The sequence below is a fragment of the Mesorhizobium sp. C264A genome (assembly GCF_040324515.1).
Classification (GTDB): domain Bacteria; phylum Pseudomonadota; class Alphaproteobacteria; order Rhizobiales; family Rhizobiaceae; genus Mesorhizobium.
Genome location: NZ_JAMYVY010000001.1, coordinates 54,430 through 69,365, shown reverse-complemented (window position 1 = coordinate 69,365; position 14,936 = coordinate 54,430). Strand labels below are relative to the sequence as shown.

16 protein-coding genes and 1 pseudogene are annotated in these 14,936 nt (G+C 59.1%); 11 read left to right on the top strand and 6 right to left on the bottom strand.

Annotated elements, in window-relative coordinates:
- Positions 1 to 38 precede the first annotated feature (38 nt).
- Together NKL04_RS00340 and NKL04_RS00335 are read right to left on the bottom strand one after the other, a co-directional pair.
- A complete protein-coding gene (locus NKL04_RS00340; RefSeq protein ID WP_023686263.1) occupies positions 39 to 1,379 on the bottom strand; it encodes a cation diffusion facilitator family transporter in 1,341 nt (446 codons plus the stop codon).
- Between the two features lie 8 nt (positions 1,380 to 1,387).
- Complete coding sequence (locus NKL04_RS00335; protein WP_023669876.1) at positions 1,388 to 1,669, bottom strand: metal-sensing transcriptional repressor; 282 nt, start codon at positions 1,667 to 1,669, stop codon at positions 1,388 to 1,390.
- 104 nt (positions 1,670 to 1,773) lie between these two features.
- On the opposite strand from NKL04_RS00335, the gene NKL04_RS00330 reads away from it, so the two are divergent.
- The 3 genes from NKL04_RS00330 to NKL04_RS00320 are packed head-to-tail and all read left to right on the top strand — an operon-like array spanning position 1,774 to position 3,628.
- Entirely contained in the window at positions 1,774 to 2,163 is a 390-nt protein-coding gene (locus NKL04_RS00330) for a hypothetical protein (RefSeq protein WP_023683326.1), read from the top strand.
- A gap of 48 nt (positions 2,164 to 2,211) precedes the next feature.
- Entirely contained in the window at positions 2,212 to 2,946 is a 735-nt protein-coding gene (locus NKL04_RS00325; RefSeq protein WP_031202371.1) for a HupE/UreJ family protein, read from the top strand.
- Positions 2,947 to 2,980: 34 nt separating this feature from the next.
- On the top strand, positions 2,981 to 3,628 hold the full coding sequence (locus NKL04_RS00320) for a hypothetical protein (RefSeq protein WP_023683328.1): 648 nt from the start codon (positions 2,981 to 2,983) through the stop codon (positions 3,626 to 3,628).
- A gap of 210 nt (positions 3,629 to 3,838) precedes the next feature.
- Here the strand turns inward: NKL04_RS00320 and NKL04_RS00315 are convergent.
- A pseudogene (locus NKL04_RS00315) lies at positions 3,839 to 4,908 on the bottom strand (NAD/NADP octopine/nopaline dehydrogenase family protein).
- Positions 4,909 to 5,139: 231 nt separating this feature from the next.
- Here NKL04_RS00315 and NKL04_RS00310 point away from each other — a divergent pair.
- The 8 genes from NKL04_RS00310 to NKL04_RS00275 all read left to right on the top strand — a co-directional run bounded on the left by NKL04_RS00310 (position 5,140) and on the right by NKL04_RS00275 (position 11,760).
- A complete protein-coding gene (locus NKL04_RS00310) occupies positions 5,140 to 6,111 on the top strand; it encodes a LysR family transcriptional regulator (RefSeq protein WP_023669872.1) in 972 nt (323 codons plus the stop codon).
- On the top strand, positions 6,108 to 7,577 hold the full coding sequence (locus tag NKL04_RS00305) for an NAD(P)-binding domain-containing protein (protein ID WP_023686266.1): 1,470 nt from the start codon (positions 6,108 to 6,110) through the stop codon (positions 7,575 to 7,577). The genes NKL04_RS00310 and NKL04_RS00305 overlap by 4 nt, the downstream gene beginning before the upstream one ends.
- Positions 7,574 to 8,056: a CMD domain-containing protein gene (locus tag NKL04_RS00300; protein ID WP_023669870.1), complete on the top strand. Its 483-nt coding sequence runs from the start codon at positions 7,574 to 7,576 to the stop codon at positions 8,054 to 8,056. The genes NKL04_RS00305 and NKL04_RS00300 overlap by 4 nt, the downstream gene beginning before the upstream one ends.
- Positions 8,053 to 8,616 (top strand): peroxidase-related enzyme, encoded by a 564-nt coding sequence (locus NKL04_RS00295; RefSeq protein WP_023669869.1) that lies wholly within the window; start codon positions 8,053 to 8,055, stop codon positions 8,614 to 8,616. Before NKL04_RS00300 ends, NKL04_RS00295 begins: the two co-directional genes overlap by 4 nt.
- A gap of 57 nt (positions 8,617 to 8,673) precedes the next feature.
- Complete coding sequence (locus NKL04_RS00290) at positions 8,674 to 9,414, top strand: amino acid ABC transporter ATP-binding protein (protein ID WP_023669868.1); 741 nt, start codon at positions 8,674 to 8,676, stop codon at positions 9,412 to 9,414.
- 24 nt (positions 9,415 to 9,438) lie between these two features.
- Entirely contained in the window at positions 9,439 to 10,266 is an 828-nt protein-coding gene (locus tag NKL04_RS00285; RefSeq protein WP_023669867.1) for a transporter substrate-binding domain-containing protein, read from the top strand.
- 67 nt (positions 10,267 to 10,333) lie between these two features.
- Positions 10,334 to 11,050, top strand: a complete 717-nt coding sequence (locus tag NKL04_RS00280) for an amino acid ABC transporter permease (protein ID WP_023686267.1) — start codon at positions 10,334 to 10,336, stop codon at positions 11,048 to 11,050.
- 17 nt (positions 11,051 to 11,067) lie between these two features.
- Positions 11,068 to 11,760 carry an amino acid ABC transporter permease gene (locus tag NKL04_RS00275; RefSeq protein ID WP_023669865.1) on the top strand — a complete coding sequence of 231 codons (693 nt, stop codon included), beginning with the start codon at positions 11,068 to 11,070 and terminating at the stop codon, positions 11,758 to 11,760.
- A 277-nt stretch (positions 11,761 to 12,037) separates the two neighbouring features.
- On the opposite strand, the gene NKL04_RS00270 is transcribed toward NKL04_RS00275, so the two are convergent.
- Genes NKL04_RS00270 through NKL04_RS00260 form a run of 3 tightly spaced genes read right to left on the bottom strand, consistent with a single transcriptional unit; the run spans position 12,038 to position 14,935 of the window.
- On the bottom strand, positions 12,038 to 13,042 hold the full coding sequence (locus tag NKL04_RS00270) for an ABC transporter ATP-binding protein (protein WP_023686268.1): 1,005 nt from the start codon (positions 13,040 to 13,042) through the stop codon (positions 12,038 to 12,040).
- Complete coding sequence (locus NKL04_RS00265; protein WP_031202375.1) at positions 13,035 to 14,063, bottom strand: ABC transporter ATP-binding protein; 1,029 nt, start codon at positions 14,061 to 14,063, stop codon at positions 13,035 to 13,037. Before NKL04_RS00265 ends, NKL04_RS00270 begins: the two co-directional genes overlap by 8 nt.
- Positions 14,060 to 14,935 (bottom strand): ABC transporter permease, encoded by an 876-nt coding sequence (locus tag NKL04_RS00260; protein ID WP_023683335.1) that lies wholly within the window; start codon positions 14,933 to 14,935, stop codon positions 14,060 to 14,062. The genes NKL04_RS00265 and NKL04_RS00260 overlap by 4 nt, the downstream gene beginning before the upstream one ends.
- Between the last annotated feature and the right edge of the window lies 1 nt (position 14,936).

Sequence of the window (14,936 nt, the reverse complement as noted above, 5' to 3'; positions counted from 1 at the left end):
GGTCGTTGATCCGTGGCGATTGAATGGCGGGCCTGATCTCAGTGATGGTGGCCTTCCGGCTCGACCATTTTGAACGGCAGCACCTGCTCGCGACCCTTCGCGGCCAAGACCAGCCTCGCCTGGAACTCATGCGGCTCAGCAGGAGCCACGGTGCTCTCAAGGCGATGATGGTTGTCGGCGACGGGTTCGAGGCGAAGCGTCTCCGGCCCGCCAGGCCTATCGATGATCACCGTTGCCATCAGATCGTCGGCATGCCGGTCGATGGTCAGCCGCATCCGCTCGCCAGCCGGCGTGTCGACGATTTCCAATGTCCCGGCAGCCAGATCGCAGTCGACCTTGAAGGGCTCCGGCGCATGATGACCATGTGAGTGAGAGGGTTCCGTGCCCGTCGCGGCAGACCCGGCCGAACTCTCCAGACGAACATTCGCTTCAGCCAACGCCGGCAAGTGGGCGAACAGTTCCTCCTTGAGGGCTTCGGTGACGCCCATCACGTCCTTGGCCGTCGCCGCGTCGGCGACACTGATGGCGACGTCGGCATGCAGGCGATGGCCGATCCAGCGCGCCTGCACGCTTTGGACACGTTCGATACCGGACACATGCTCGGCGGCATGATGGATTTCATCGACGATGCCGGGCTCGACACCGTCGAGCATGCGCGTGAGGACTGCCTTCGAAGACTGCCAGACGATCGCGAAGATGGCCACCGTGATCAAGAGCCCGATGATCGGATCGGCCAGCGGAAACCCCAGCCATACGCCGATAGCACCCAGCACAACCGCCAGACTGGTAAAGCCGTCGGTGCGCGCATGGTAGCCGTCGGCGATCAGCGCCGCGCTGTTGATCTCGCGGCCGACCCGGATACGGAACACTGCAACGGCCTCGTTGCCTAAGAAACCTATAATGCCGGCTATGGCGACCCAGCCAAGAAATGCGATCGGCTGCGGATTGATCAACCGGTCGATCGCCTCGTAGCCGGCAACGATGGCGCTGAACAAGATGATGAGGACAATCAGAATGCCGGCCAGATCTTCGACGCGGCCCAGCCCGTAGGTGAACGTCTTGCTCGGTTTGCGACGGGCCAGCATGAAGGCGACCCACAATGGGATGGCGGTGACCGCGTCGCCGACATTGTGGATCGTGTCGGCCAGCAGCGCCACGCTGCCGGAGAGGAACACGACCACCAACTGCAGCGCCGCCGTGATGGCCAGAACGACGAATGACCATTTGATCGCCCAGATGCCGCGCGTCGTCGTGGCGATCGTCGGGTCGATGACGCCATGCGTGTGGCCATGGCCGCCCTCGCCGTGATCATGTCCGTGGCCGCCCATGCCTTGCGTCATCGGGCCGAACCCGAACCAATCGCGAACTTTGTCCATCATGGCGCTTCTCACAGGTACTTGGTGATATCCTTGAACTCGTCGATCGAGCGGCGCTGCTCGAGCGCCAGCGGTCCGACGACGTCCTCAAGGCAGTGGTTGAGGTGGTCCTGGATCAGCGTCTTCTTGGCCTGGGCGATGGCCTTCTCCACGGCATGAAGTTGCTGGGCGATGTCGAGGCACGGTCGCCCGGCCTCGATCATCTCGACGATCCCGCGCAGATGGCCGTCGGCGCGCTTCAGCCGCTTGATGATGGCAGGATGGGTTTCGTGGACGTGGGGACGCTCATTCATGCCCTTGATGCTATCCCCCCAGAGAGGATATTCCAAGCCTCAAAGTGGCCTCGATTCTGGTGCATGCCACCATTCGTTAGGATTTTAGAGAATAATCGTTAAGCATGCCGAATTGGATCCCTAGCACAGCCTTTCGTCTCATCGTCGCGTTCGCGATGACTCTCGGCGTGCTGCTCTCCCCAGTGGGTAGTTCGGCCTCGCATAGCCCGATTGCGCTCGCTGCCGCCGAGGCAGCGCGTCACGCAGAGCTGACAGCACAGATCGAAAAACACGGCCACAGCCATGACGATGGCGAAGCCGATGAGCAGAGCTTTGGTCATACCCACGGCCACAATCCGGCCGACCACACCCATGAAACGGCGAGCACGCTTCCGGGCTTCGCGCAGCCAGCACCGCCGATAGGCCGGAGCTGGCTGGTTTACCCGCCTTCGTTTGCCGACCTCGAAATCCGTTTCCGGCTTGAGCGCCCTCCCAGGCAGATCGTCATCGCATGATCGCGGCCGCACGCGCGGCCATCCTCAACGACGACGATTGGAATTCTCATGCAAGGATCCTTCTACAAGGGTCCGCCACGCACGCCTTGCGCGCGCTGGCGGTTGGCCCTTCCTGTGCTCATTGCTCTCCTGACCCTCCCATTGCTTGGGGGGACTGCCCTCGCCCATGCCGTTGCCGAAGGCGACAAGGGCTATATCCAGGAGATCACGGGCATCAATCTGCTGCCCTTCATCTATCTCGGCGCCAAGCACATGGTGACGGGATACGACCACGTCCTGTTCCTGTTCGGCGTGATCTTCTTCCTCTACCGGATGAAGCACATTGGCATCTATGTGAGCCTGTTCGCGCTCGGCCATTCCACGACCATGCTGCTTGGCGTCTATTTCAACGTTGGCATCAACAGCTACATCATCGACGCGATCATCGGCCTGTCGGTCGTCTACAAGGCGCTCGACAATATGGGTGCCTTCCAGAGGTGGCTCGGCTTCCAGCCGAACACCAAGATCGCGACGCTGATCTTCGGCTTTTTCCACGGCTTCGGCCTGTCGACGAAGATCATCGAATACAACATCTCGCCCGACGGGCTCGTGCCCAACCTACTTGCCTTCAACGTCGGCGTTGAGGTCGGTCAGCTTCTCGCGCTCGCTGCTATCCTTATCGTCATGGGCTACTGGCGCCGGACCGACAGTTTCTGGCGCCACGCATACACCGCCAACACCATCATGATGACCGCCGGGTTTGTGCTGATCGGCTATCAGCTCACCGGCTGGGTCGTCTCCTGAACCTCCAAGTAAAGATCAAAAAAGGAATTCTCCCATGTACAACACAGACATCCCGACCCGCGCTGAACTGCCGACATCCATGCAGCTCCTCCGATCTACCCTCATCGCCATTGTCGCGGCAGCGGCCATCCTTGTGACCATCGTGCTGCCGGCCGAATACGCCATCGATCCCACCGGCGTTGGGCGAGCGCTCGAGCTCACCGAGATGGGCGAGATCAAGACACAACTCGCCGAAGAGGCCGAGCAAGACCGCCTTCGCGAATTGCAAAACGGCACGCCGACCGCAGTGCCAGGCCAAGATCAGCAGTCGAGTCTTCTGGAGCGCGTCTTCGCTGAACTGGTGATTGGTTCCGCCTCTGCCCAGGAACTGCGGACGGACGAAATGTCGGTCACCCTCAAGCCCGGCGAAGGAGCTGAGATCAAGCTCGTCATGGCCAAGGGCGCAAAGGCAAACTACTCTTGGACAGCCAATGGCGCGGCGGTGAACTTCGACACCCATGGTGACGGCGGCGGCGAAAGCATCTCATACGAGAAGGGACGCGGTGCTGCAGAGGACGAGGGCGTACTTGAGGCAGCCTTTGACGGCAATCACGGTTGGTTCTGGCGCAACCGCACCGGTGCCGACGTCACCGTGACGCTGAAGACGAATGGCGCGTACACCGACATCAAACGCATGATGTGATCGATACGGCACGTCTTATCCGGCGCCGTTTGGCGCCGGGGGAGATCAAGCAGGTGAAATAGCCAACTCGGACCAACACAGTTTGATAATATCCAACCTGTGTTGGTCCCCTTCGGATGTCGTTGGTTAGAATCAGCTCGCAATGATGTAACAGGAGCGTCGCGCTAGCTTCCCCAAAGCGTAATCACGCCGCATTGGCCGCGAGCGCGCTCAAAACCCCTTGCGGCAAAGGGCTTCAAGATCCGTCTTTGTCATTTTCTCGATGCCGAGCCCAGGAAGAATATCATTATCTCCCTTGAGATCCCGGCCATAAGCCGCCGACAATATGGAAATTCCGGATTCATGGAGAACCGCCGGATTTCCGCTGATCTTCCCCAGGACTGCGGTTGGTAACAGGCCGAACGGAACGTCCTCGAGAATATAGCGGCTCTCGATAGTCGTCGGGCCAAAGCCGCCACGACCTTGGCGATCCATCTCCAGGTTCATTTCCGAAACGGTGCTCATGGGGACGTGGAACGACAATGAAAAATGTTCCTGGACGGTACGAACCGCGATACCGAAATTGCCAGCTATGGCCAATCGTTCGGCATCCAGAGCCTCGATGAAGCGACCAACGGCAGGAGTGACATTTCCCCCTGGCTCCATCGCTCGGCCTTCTCCATTCGTGTGAGATTGAGAAGGGCAATTCCCAGATGGTTCTGCGGATTGAGGTTGCTGAGCGCAATTGCCAGCAGACCATCGCGCTTGACGAAACGATCGCCGAACAAGGCCGTGCAAAGCTTGTACCCTTGATCGAGCGCATCGAAAGGCAGCGTCGCAACATCAAGCTTCTGGCGAATGGAAGTGACCTGGACTTCTGCTGGTCCGAGCTGGCGGCCGGTCAAGAGCGTTGTGCCCCAAACGACGATCGGCAACCTGACCTTGCGCTCGGCTAACCGCTTGGAGAGATACAGCGCGCCGAACGAACTGTGCGAACTGACGATGACAGGAATACCATCTGCCAGGTGAGGGACGGCGGCATCCATCACTATCTTGTGGCCGTAAGCGGGAAGCGCGATCACCACCACATCCGCGTGATCGATGGCATCTTTACAATCATTGGCAATACGCACCGGCACCGTCGCCTCGATATCCCCCGTCGCCTTCAATAATTCGCCAGTCGCCAACGTTCTGGTGCGGTCTCCCGACGGTGACCAAAGTGTTGGCGTATGTCCCGATTGTGCCAAATAGGCCGCAAGGCCATAGGCAATTGCTCCAGCGCCCAGAATACTCACGCGCATAACATTCCTCCTGTCGCCGGCTTTATGGTTCGAGAATCCTTGCCGTCCCCGCCTACAAGTTTTTTCATCGGGAGGATCCGAATTGAAGTCACGTCGGTTGCCATCAGCCGTTTCGATCAGGACTCCGGCTCTGAGCCGGCAAACGCCGCAACGACTATTAGTTTCCGCTTGACATATATCAAAAATGAATGAGACGATGTCAATCATACGAATTACGCATGTAGGGAGAACATGGAAACCCGGGACCTTCAGACCTTCCTTGCGGTTGCTGCCAGCGGCAGCATTACCAAGGCGGCTGACATGCTCGGGCGTTCCCAACCTTCGGTGACACGCACCATTCAGGAGCTCGAGGCCGAACTTGGCTTCGAATTGCTGCATCGGATCGGTCGACGGGTGCAGCTGTCTGAAGAGGGTGTCGCATTCGAGGAGGAAGCGCGGCGATTGTTGATGTCTTTCACCGAACTTGCAGCGCGGGCCAAGATGATCGCCGCCGGCCGTGGGCGGATCCTGCAGATTGTCACAACCTCCGCGATCGGCACCGGCTTGATCCCGGCGGCCCTGGCCGAGCTCAAGGGTGTCGAGCTTCCGCACGAGACGCATCTCGGGCAGTTTCTTCCCTCGATCGTCGCCCAGGAAGTGCGCAGCGGACGTGCCGAGATCGGGTTTTCAAGCCTGCCGCTCGATACGCCCGGTCTGGATGTCCTACGGCTCTATTCGGCGCCTGATGTTGCTGCCGTGCGGGAGGACGATGCGCTGGCTGAACTTGATGTCATACCGCTTTCGGCTTTTGCGGGTCGTCGCGTGGCTACGTTGCTCAATCCGCTGCGGTTTCAGTTGCATGTCGCCAAGGCACTCGCTGCCCGGGGCATCGACACCGGCCCGGTGATCCGGACCAATACTGCCTACGGCGCGTTGCAGATCGTGCGCCATACTGGTGTCGCGGCCGTCATCGATCCCCTCACGGCCTATGGCGTCGCCCTGCCTGGGGTCGTCATTCGCCCGATCGATGTAACCGTTCTCTTTTATTGGGGCGTTGTGGCTGCCTCAAAACGTCCCCTTCGCCCAGTCGCGCAGGCGCTGATGGATGCGGTCGAAGCGGTGGCTGAACGGTCGATCGTCGGTTTCAAGAAGCTCGATCCAGCTTTGGCCAGCCAATTGGTGAACGATCCCGCGTCGGGCACAAATAACGGAACTGGAATATGAAGCATACTCCCACCCCGGCAGCATCGACGGGCCTTGCCGCGTTGGAAGCCCAGCTCGCGCAGGATCTCGACTTTGTCGAGCTGCCCGCCAAGCCCTGGGTCCCCACACGCATGCATGAGGGCGCCCCGGTCCGTGATGTCGTGGTCATTGGCGCTGGCATGTGCGGACTTGCTGCCACGGCAAAGCTGGTGCTGGCAGGGATCACCAATGTCGTCGCCTATGATGCGGCGCCGGCTGGGCTCGAAGGACCGTGGATAACGTTTGCCCGCATGCAAACACTCCGGTCGCCGAAGACCCTGCACGGTCCGTCGCTCGGCTTGCCGCAATTGACGTTCCGCGCCTGGTTCACGGCGCAATGGGGCGTCGACGCCTGGCGGTCGCTGGACAAAATCCCCAAGGGCCAGTGGATGGATTACCTGGTCTGGTACCGCAAGGTTCTTGCTCTGCCTGTGCGCAACGGCGTGCGCATGACCGGCGTCGCACCGGTTGGTGATCTGATTGCGATCGATATCGAAGGCGCGGAATCCGGCCGGGTTCTCACCCGTCATCTCGTTCTGGCCACCGGCCGCTCTGGTCTGGGCGGTTTTGCCGTGCCCGATTTCCTCAGGGGCATCGATCGCGCTTATTGGGCCCATTCTGCGGACGAGATCGATTTCGACGCGCTGCAAGGTAAGCGTGTGGCGGTCATCGGCGCCGGTGCCTCGTCCATGGACAATGCCGCAACCGCACTCGAGGCGGGCGCCGGATCTGTGGACATGTTGATCCGGCGCAAGGAAATGCCGCGCGTCAACAAGCTGACCGGAATCGGCAGTCCGGGTGTTGTACTCGGCATGCATCAATTGCCCGATGCCTGGAAGTGGAAGTTCTTCGACTACACCGCCTCAACCCAGACGCCGCCGCCGCGTTCATCGACGCTTCGCGTTTCTCGCCACCCCAATGCCCGGTTCTTTCTCGACTGCGGCATCGTCGCGGTCACGGAAGATGCGGGAGGCCTGCTTATCGAAACCACCCAGGGGCTGATGCGCTACGACTTCCTGATCGCGGCAACCGGCTTTTCAAACGACTTCAACGGCCGCCCGGAATTTGCAGCCATCGCGCCACATATCCGCACCTGGTCGGATGGCCGATATACACCGGACATGGGGCCGGCGCGTGCAGGCATGTCCGACGCACCGGACCTAGGTCCCGCCTTCGAGTTTCGTGAGCGCGTCCCCGGCTCCTGCCCGATGCTGTCGCATATCCACTGCTTCAACGACGCCGCCATGCTGACGCACGGCAAGGTCTCCGGTGATATCCCAGCCGTCAGCGCGGGTGCCGACCGTTTGGTCCGCGGCATTGCCGCATCGCTGTTTGCCGAAGATGTCGAAACCCACTTCGCCAACCTGATCGCTTACGACACGCCCGAACTTCTGGGCGACGAATGGGTCGATTCAACACCCTTGTTGGAGAAGGAGGCCGCGCTGTGATCGACGCAATGGACAAGGCCGCCGGTCTATCACCGCACGATGCGCTTTTCAGCGCGCGTCGGTTTCGGCCTGAATTCGTGCTGGGGGCCGAGGAATGTCGCCTCTCCGTCCTGCAGCCAGCAAACGACCAAGGGCTTGCGCCTAATTTGCGGGTTGCTCTGGCCCGTCGCATGGCCGCTCTGAATGCCGATCCGGTCCTGATGGCCGAATTTGATGTGCAGCTGGCTCAGCTCGATCCGACTGAGCAGCTTCTGGCCTTAGCCCAGGGGGAAACGGATTTGGAAGAGCCATTGGCGACCATCGCACGTCATGTGGACCTGATTACGCTGACACCGAAAAAGGCGGAAGCGGGCCACATCGCCCTGCTCGCCCAAGCTGGATTGAACAATCCTCAGATCGTCGCCCTTTCCGAGCTCATCGCCTTCGTCAATTTCCAGACGCGGGTGGCAACCGGCCTGCGATTGTTGAGGACGGCATGATTTCCGCGGTGCGCCTGAAGCCATTGAATTGGCATCCGTACATAGCGCCGGTCGAGCTATCCGAGGCCACGCCGGAACAGCTTGAAGCGATGAAGGTCACGCCATCAGCCAAGAAAGTTTCGGAATATGTGCGCACCCTTGCGCATGACCCTGAGAGCTACCTTGCCCGCACCATCTTGTTCAACGCCATCATGTATGTCGAAGGCGGGCTTGCCCGCCCTGACCGCGAGCTTGGTGCATTAGGTGCGTCCATCGTCAATGGCTGCAAATTCTGCGCCGTTGTTCACGCCCGCAGGCATGCAGAGCTGACCAAGAACGACGAAGTGGTCACCGCGCTCTATCTCGATAAACCTGAAGCGCTCGGCCCACGCGATGCGGCAATCTACAGTTTTGCCCGCCGCCTGTCGGCGGCCCCGTCGGAAGCAACGGCAGACGATATCGCCGCGCTTCGATCAGTCGGCATGGACGACCGCGAGATTATCGACCTGATCCACGCCATATCGATCTTCGGCTGGGCAAACCGGCTGATGCACGTTCTCGGCCATGCGGAGAGCGGGTGATGATGTCGCATGCGGTCGAAGCAGTCCGTCTCACACTTTCCGAAGGGACAACCAGCAATGCTTGAACTCAAAGATGTAAAGCTGTCTTACGGAAGCACGCAGGTTCTGAACGGCGTCAATCTCTCGGTAAAGCGGGGTGACGTGGTTTCGATCATCGGCCCCAGCGGCACCGGCAAGACCACGTTGCTGAAATGCATCAACTACCTGGCCAAGCCGTCGTCAGGAACCATCGCGTTCGATCAGATCCGGATGGATTACCAGCGTGCCGACAAGGTCGCTGTCCAGGCGATCCGGTTGCGAACGGCGATGGTCTTTCAACAATTCAACGTCTTCAAGAACATGACGGTCCTGCAGAACGTGATGGATCCACTGGTCGTCGTGCAGCGCAAGTCCGCGGACGAGGCGCGGGAGATCGCCTTGCGGGAGCTCGAGCGGGTCGGCCTCACCCCGAAGCGAGACAGCTATCCCTCCCAACTGTCGGGCGGCCAGCTCCAGCGCACCGGCATTGCGCGCGCCCTGGCGGTTCGTCCCGACGTGATACTCTTCGATGAGCCTACGTCATCGCTGGATCCAGAACTCGTCGGTGAAGTCCTGAAGGTGATCAAGGACGTCACCTCGTCAGGGATCACTTCGCTGCTTGTGACCCATGAGATGCAATTCGCAAGGAACATCTCCAACCGGATCGTCTTCATGGACCGTGGCGTGGTCGCCGCCGATGGCAGCCCGGCTGATATCTTCGACGCGCCTTCCAGCCCACGACTTGCTCAATTCCTGCAGTCAGAACTCGCTTTTCAATAATCCAACAACAAGGGAACCTAAGAAATGTCTGTAATCACATCCCGCTTTTCCCGTCGTCATGCCCTGGCTGTCGTCGGCGGCATCGCAATAGCCCTTGCAACGGCGGGGGTCAGCTATGGCCAGACCGTTCGGACAATCAAGATCGCGACGTCTGCCGAATCCAAGCCGCTGGCATGGGGCGCGATCGGCGTCGAGCCGCAAGGCTATGAGCCCGATCTCCTGAGGGCGATCAACGCAAAGCTGCCGCAATACAAGTTCGAAATGGAAGGCGTCTCCGACATTGCCCAGGAAACCGGTCTCGCTACGGGCAAGTACGACATCGCGGTGGGTGGCTACTACAAGTCGCCCGAGCGCTCCAAGCAGTTCTTCATTCCGGAAAATCCCATGGGCGCCAGCCTGATGAAGATCTACAGCAAGAAAGACAGCGGCATCAAGGAAATGAAAGACCTGGTCGGCAAGAGGATCGTTCCGACCACGGCCGGCGGTGGAACCTACAAGTTCATCATGAACTGGCAGAAAGAAAACCCGCAATACAAGCTCGATGTCACGGCATCGAGTGCAGGCATTCCCTACCCGAACCGGCTGGACGAAGTTCAGAACGGTAAGTTCGACGCTCTCGTCTTGCCGTCCAATCTCGGTGAGCAGACCGTCATCGAGCAAAAGAAACTCGATATCGTGGCGTCCGAACCAGTGTTCAGCAACAACACCTACATGCTGATCCACAGATCAGACGAGAACAAGGTTCTGGCTGACGATGTGAACAAGGTTCTCAAGGAATTGAAAGACGACGGCACGATCGAGAAGCTCTCGCAGAAGTGGTTCGGCGAGGGCATCGTCCAGTACATGAAATAGCACGGCCGTCGAGGGCCATATTCGCTAGTCAGCGGCAAGGCTGAATTGCAAAAAGGAGCGTTTCAAAGTGGATGTATCTGCTATGATTCCCGAGTTGCTCTCGGCACTGCCGCTGACGCTCGCCATCACGTTTACGGCCCTCATTTCCGGGTTCTGTCTGGCTCTCATCGCGACAACACTCCGGGTTCGCAGGGTGCCACTGATCAGTCACCTGGTGGACCTCTACGTGTCCTATGCCCGGAGCGTTCCTGTCGTCCTGCAGCTGTTCGTCGCGTTTTATGGGCTTCCGCTGTTGGTGATCCTGTTCGGCGCCAAAGATTTTATTTCGCCGACGATGGCTGCCATGGTGGGGTTGAGCCTCTACCATGGAGGATATCTGTCGGAAGTCATGCGGCCTGCATATCTTGCCGTCGATCGCGGCCAGCACGATGCGGCCGATAGCCTTGGATATACGTTCCGGCAGAAAATTACTCGCGTCGTCGGCCCGCAAGCGGTGCACTTCGCACTACCGGGCTACGGGAACTCCGTCATCTACCTGATCCATAACGTTGCGCTGGTCATGTACATCGGCGCCGCCGACGTCATGGCGACTGCGCATTTGATCATGGAGCGCGACTACAACCAGTTCCAGTTCGAAACCTACCTCGTCCTGGCGGTCATCTATTCGCTGATGTGCCTGGTCGCATGGCTCATCGTGCGCTTCTTCGAGCTTCGATCACCGATGCAAGCGCCAGAGTCAACGACAACAACTCCGATCAAGAACGAGCTCCTCGCGAGCGTCTGACGTAAGGGTATTCAACCATGTTTGATACCGATATTTTGCTCCAGGACACGCAGGAAATTCTGAGTGCCGTACCCGTGACCGTTGGAATGGCACTCTTGATTTTCGTCCTGTCGACGATAGTCGGCAGCATATTCGCGCTGATCGAATACAGACGGGTGCCGGTTCTGCGAGAGCTCATCATGACTTACAAGATCGTCTTCAAGGGCGTTCCAATGGTCATCGTTATTTTCCTCGCCTATTTCGGTCTGCCGCCCGCATTTCAGTTCCTGTTCTCGTTGCTCGGGATCAACTTCAACGCTCACGAAACCCCCAATTGGGTCATTCTTGTCGTCGCGATTACCGGCTGTGTCGCCGCGTTCCAATCCGAGATTATCAAGGGAGCCCTGAATGCATTCGACACCGGTCAGTCGGACGCGGCCCATTCGCTCGGCTATACGGGCGGCCAACTGTTTCGACGTATCCTGTTTCCCCAGGTGGCCCTCACCGCAATTCCCGACCTGACGACTTCGATGATGGTCATCATGAAGGCGCTTTCTCTCGGATTCGCCATCGAGGTCGTCGATATCTTCGCCCAGTCCCAGCTGACCGCCGCCCTGAACTACTACTACCTCGAAGCCTTCGTGATTGCCGTCGTGATCTACATGGTGATTGCCTATATCGTCACACAGATTGCCGACAGGCTGGAGCAGGCGCTGAGGGTGCGGACGTGAGGCGGATGTGGGATAGAATCGTCAAGCTTCGGATATCGAGCCGCACCTGGGAGGCAATTCTTTCGGGGATGAAAAGCTTGAGGAGAAACCCAAGTAGCCGATGTATGTACCGCTGAATGCCGACTGAAGCACCGATCGCGCCGACGCAACGTTGCGACTGTGCCGACCAGAGGAATCCGGTCTCCGGCTACTGGCATGGAGATCCCCAAGCCGTATTCGGCGCCGCGAGTACGCATCAATATTGGAGAACCTGGGCCTCTCCGTCTCCCACGCCGGTTTATCCGACTTGTCTCACGTCGTATTCCTGCAGGATACCCGCTTTGATCCGACCAGCGAAATGACAACTTGCGAGATGCGATTCCGACAAGCTGTTGACCGGAGGCGATGTCTCACAAACACTTTGCACGGCAGGGCAGCGCGTACGAAAACGGCATCCGGTCGGCGGATTCACAGGGCTTGGCACATCTCCCTTTAGAATGATCCGCTGACGTTCGCGCTCCTCAACTGGATTTGTCGACGGGACCGCGCTGAGCAGCGCCTGTGTATACGGATGTGCGGGCTGGCTATAGAGCGCGCCGCTCTCACCTTCTTCCATGACGCGGCCGAGATACATCACGTAGACGCGCTGTGCGGCCTGGCGAACGATGGCCAGATCGTGCGCAATGAGAAGACATGACATTCCGAAATCATCGCGCAGCTTCAGAAACAGGTTCATGATTTGCGCTCTGATGGAGACATCGAGCGAACTGACAGGCTCATCGCATATGAGTACGGTTGGGTTGGCAGCAAGCGATCGCGCGATACACACGCGTTGACGTTGGCCACCCGACATCTCGCGCGGATAGCGCTCCATTATCTGTTCGGGCAGCCCCACTTGGTCCAAGAGTTCTTTGACATGTGCCGCCCGCGCGGAATGGTTGTTCTCCCCATTGATGAGCAGCGCTTCATCGATCGCCTGACCAATCGTCTGTCGGGAACTCAGCGAGGAAAGCGGATCCTGAAAGATGTATTGGATCTTGCGCCTTCGTTCGAACAAATGCTTGCCGCTCATAGCCAGGAAATTTTCGCCCTTGAATCGGATCTCTCCGGATTTGGCGCTCTCGAGACCGACGATCGTGCGACCCAGTGTCGATTTTCCGCATCCCGACTCCCCGACCAATCCTACAATCTCGCCCGCGCCAATCTTCAGGCTCACGCCATCACAGGCCTTAATCTCAGCCCCTGTGTGGCGGTCGCGAAAGTGAGTTTTGAGATCGACGATCTCAATGAGGTTCTCAGGCATCTTCCATCACTCGCGCAAGCTTGTTGATGATGACCGGGCATGCGGCGACGTGCGTCGACGACTCTCCTGGTACTGAAAGCAAGTGCGGTTGAGTGGCGCTGCAGCTCTGCAGCGCCGAAGCGCAGCGTGGCGTGAACGCACAACCGCGTATCAACCGAGACAGATCTGGCGGCTGGCCAGGAAGACCAATAAATTTCGAACCAATGTCTGCATTTAGCGATGGAACTGAACCGAGCAGACCTTTGGTGTAGGGGTGGACCGGCGTCATCAGCACGTCGTCCACCGGACCCAGTTCTGACAGCCGGCCGGCGTACATCACCGCCACCTTGGTCGCCATGCCGGAGACCACACCAAAATCGTGAGTGATGATGACGATGGCCATCTGCAGGCGCCTCTGTAGGTCTTTCAGCAGCTCCACGATCTGAGCCTGAACCGTGACATCGAGCGCGGTGGTAGGCTCATCCGCTATGAGGAGCTTGGGCTCGCCGGCAATGCTCATCGCTATGCCAACGCGCTGGCGCATACCCCCGGAAAGCTCGTGCGGATACTGCTGCAGTCGGCTTAGTGGATCGGGTAGCCCGACCAACGCCAGCAGTTCGGCGGCTCGTTTGTCGGCCTGCGCCGCAGTCATGCCAAGGTGCAATTCCGAGACCTCGGCGATCTGCCTTCCAATGCGTCGGACCGGGTTGAGAGAACTCAACGGATCCTGAAATATGACGCCGATCTCGCCGCCACGCAGTTTGCGCATTTGTTGCTCAGGCGCTCGCAGGATGTCGAGGCCGTTGAATTTCACCGTCCCCTCTATTTCAGCGTCGAGTCCCGTCGGAAGCAGAGATAGCGGCGCCATGTTGAGGATGGTCTTGCCGCTGCCGCTTTCGCCGACAATCGCCAGGACCTCGCCTTCGTTCACACGGTAGCTCACGCCATCGACCGGCTTGACGCTGGTTCTCGCCGTATGGAGCGTCACCGACAGATTGGAGACTTCGAGCAATGCAGGTGTTGGGGAACTCCCAGTGCTCATGTCGCGATCTCCTTCATGAACAGTTTCTTGCGGGCGGCCAAGCTCCGCTTGGTCATCCGGCGCGGGTTCTTGGACAGCGCGATCTTCTCGCCGAACAGGTTGAAACCTACGACCATGATGGTAAGCGCGAGCCCCGGAAGGATCACCAGGCGCGGTGCTTCTTCAAGATAGGGCAGGCTCGAAACCAGCATCTGTCCCCACTCCGCTTGCGGCGGCTGCACACCGAGCCCCAGAAAGCTCAAGTTAGCGATCGCGAGGGCCAAAATACCGACGTCCGCGCTCGCGTAGATCAGCACGGATCCCAATGCGACCGGCACCAGATGTTTGAATATGATCCTGAGTCGGCTGGCGCCCAAAACGCGAAGGCTTTCGATATGCGGCTGGTTTACTGCCGCCGCCACCACACCTCGCGTCAGCCGGGCATAGATTGGCGTCCAGGCGATCGCCAGCGCAATGATCATATTCCAATAGCTAGGACCGAATACACCAACGATCGCCAGCGCCACCACGAGACTAGGCACACTGAGGCCGAAGTCGACCATACGCATGAGGATTTCGTCGATCCAGCCACCGAAATAGCCGGATATGGTCCCAACCAACATTCCAAATATGCCGGCAAGAAACAGGACAATGGTCACACCCACGAGCGTGGTCTGGGCACCCGCAATAAGTCGGCTGAGCACGTCGCGCCCGAGGTTGTCGGTGCCCAGCCAGTAGACTCCTGAAAACGATTCAGTTGGAGCAAGGAGGTTTTGCGTATTCGGGTCATAAGGGCTGACCAGTGAGCCGAAGGTCGCGATGAAGACAAAGAACCCGATCATCAGCGAGATCGGCCAGCCGACGCTGCGAAAGAATGATTTTATCGAACTCATG